The sequence below is a fragment of the Pseudomonadota bacterium genome (genome assembly GCA_016195085.1).
In the GTDB taxonomy this organism is placed as follows: Bacteria; Pseudomonadota; Alphaproteobacteria; order SHVZ01; family SHVZ01; genus JACQAG01.
Genome location: JACQAG010000086.1, coordinates 1 through 2,590, shown reverse-complemented (window position 1 = coordinate 2,590; position 2,590 = coordinate 1). Strand labels below are relative to the sequence as shown.

General features: G+C 70.0%; 2 protein-coding genes. Both read right to left on the bottom strand.

The window, feature by feature from the left end:
* Positions 1–289: 289 nt before the first annotated feature.
* The gene (gene trxA / locus HY058_22220) at positions 290–628 is read right to left on the bottom strand and encodes a thioredoxin TrxA (protein MBI3500018.1); all 339 of its coding nucleotides are present in this window, start codon (positions 626–628) and stop codon (positions 290–292) included.
* An 81-nt stretch (positions 629–709) separates the two neighbouring features.
* On the bottom strand, positions 710–2,590 hold a 1,881-nt coding region (locus HY058_22215; GenBank protein MBI3500017.1), incomplete at its 5' end, for a PD-(D/E)XK nuclease family protein.

Below are 2,590 nucleotides of genomic sequence, written 5' to 3'. Positions count from 1 at the left end.
TCCCCGTGCTCGCCACACCGACCCAAACCCAGCGCCGCGCCTTCGATCTGCTCGCCCTCCAACCGACGCTGTAGTCAGGACCCGCAACCAAATGCGAGTCACATCAGCGCCTTGCTCGAAAAATGGGTAAAGTTCGGTCTAAGGCATCATGCGACGAGCCGGGCCACTGCCGTGGCGGCACGTCCGTCCGGGCTCTCAGCTCACCACAGCGATTTCAAAGGCTTGCACCTGTCCCACTGTCCCAGTCCCGGGCACGCGCAGGGTGGGACACGCGCGGGGGGGGGCCGGTCTACAGGACCGAGTCGACCCACTCGTAGAGCTTGCCCTTGGGCAAGGCGCCGATCTTGGTGGCGGCCACCTGGCCGCCCTTGAACAGCATCAGGGTGGGAATCCCGCGCACATTGTAGCGCTGCGGGGTCAACGGGTTCTCGTCGATGTTGACCTTCGCCACCACCACCTTGCCGGAATAGTCCTTGGCCAGCTCCTCGAGCGCCGGCGCGATCGTCTTGCAGGGGCCGCACCACTCCGCCCAGAAGTCTACGAGGACGGGAGCATTGGCCCGCAGCACATCGGCCTCGAAGCTCTCGTCGCTCACCTTCGCCGGTGTCGTCGCAATCGTGGTGGTCATCGGAGCTCCTTTGTTCTGGGGACGTTCTAAGCCAGAGTGACGTCCCCGGCCCCTGAAATCTAGGGGGGGGTCCCCCGCCGGTCAAGGCGGGTGGGCCGCGAGCAAAGCATCGCTGAGTTGCATCAGGAGGGGGATCTCGGTCCAGCCGAGGACGCAGGCGACCTCATGGTCGGGATAGATCTCCCGCAGCACCGCTCGATAAGCGGCCATCTGCTTGATATAATAAGAAGAAACGTCGCTCTCCCGGGTCGCCGCGGGGCGGTTCGATTTGTAGTCCAAAACCAGAACTTTGCCCGCGGCGACGACCAGCCGGTCGACCTGTCCGGCGACCCGCCTGGTGCTGCCATCGGCAAGGCGAATGAGCCCGGCCAGCGGCACCTCGGCCCGGCTGCCGGGGCCAAAGAGAGGGGCGAAATCCGGGTGTTCGAGGACCGCCAGGACCTCGCGCTCGAGCTCAGCAATCTCGTCGGCGGCCAAGCGGTGGACCGGGCGGCCAAGCCAACGCCGGGCCGCGGCGGCCCGGCTCCTTCGGGGCAAATCCGGCAGGCTCTGCAGGAGGCGATGGATGAGCCGGCCGCGCTTCAGGCGCGCCGAATCCTCGCTCCCGGTCGGCGAGCGGACGGTCGGCTCCTCGCCCTCCGGCCGGCTTGGCGCCAAGGGCCTGGGCGGGTCGGGCTCGGCCGGGGGTGACCGCCCAGCCCATTCCGGCAGGCTCGGCGCCGCCGCCGCGGTTGACCCGGCAGCGGCGCGATCGGGAACCGGGAGTGCGGTCTGCGGGCTTGCAAGCCGGCGCCCCGGACCCTGAAGGCCGCCGGTGAGCGCAATCGGGACCGCTTCGCCCAGGGCGGCCAGGCCCCGCTCGATGAGCTCGTACCAGCAACCGGCCGCCCCGCCCCGCGCCCGGCGCCAGCCGGCGACATAGAGCCGGTCTTCCGCCCGGGTCATGGCGACGTAGAGCAGCCTTCGGTATTCCCGCTCGCCGGCGAGCCTGGCGGCGGCGCGGGCGGAGGCGGCGAGCTCGTCATCCCGGCGCTGGGAAGGCGACCACAGCGGAATATCGTCCCCCGCCGGCCACAACAGCTTGGGCCCGGACTTCGGCACCTGCATGGTGTCCGGCAGGATCACGATCGGTGCCTGCAGACCCTTGGCGCCGTGCACGGTCATCACCCGCACCTGGTCGCGCGCCGGCTCCAGGTCGCGCTTGATATCGCTCTTGCCGCGGGCGAGCCAGGACAAGAACCCCTGCAGCGAGGCGACATGGGTGCGCTCGAAGGCAAGGGCGGCGGAGAGGAACTCATCCAACGGGTCGAGGGCCTCGGCGCCGAGGCGCTCGACCAGACGCCGGCGTCCTTGGAGCGGGCCCAGCACATCGGCGTAGAGCTCGAAGGGCGGGGTGAAATCGACGCGCGCCAACAGCGCTTCCAGATACTGGACGGCGCGGGCGAAGTCGGGGTGCTCCGAGCGCCGCCGCTGCAGGGCCTGCCAGAGGCTGCGCGGCCGGCGGTCGTGGGCGAGATCGAACAGCCGCCCCTCATCGAAGCCGATCAGCGGGCTCTTCAGCACGACCGCCAGGGTCAGATCGTCGGAGGGCAGCAGCAGAAACTGGCCCAGCGCCATCAGGTCCATGACCGCGAGCTGTTCGGCCAGCACCATGCGATCGATGCCGGCGACCGGCACTTGGCGATCCTTGAGCGCGCGCACGAGATGCTCGACGAAGACGCCGCGGCGGCGCACCAGCACCATGATGTCGCCGGCGTGCACGGGCCGGCCGCGCGCCGGCAGGCGCTCGCCTTCATCCAGCCAGGATCGAATCCGCCCGGCGATGATGCGCGCCAGCCGCTCGACCGGGCTGTCGGCGGCAAGCGCACCGACCGGCGGTTGCCACCGCTCGATGGGCGGCAATTCGGCCGGCTCCACCGCCGGCCAGAGCTCGACCAGCCCCGCCTGGCCCTGCCGGTGGGC

What these genes read in the sequence shown, in the direction of transcription:
- trxA (MBI3500018.1), bottom strand. Translation starts at nt 628, where the DNA reads ATGACCACCACGATTGCGACGACACCGGCGAAGGTGAGCGACGAGAGC.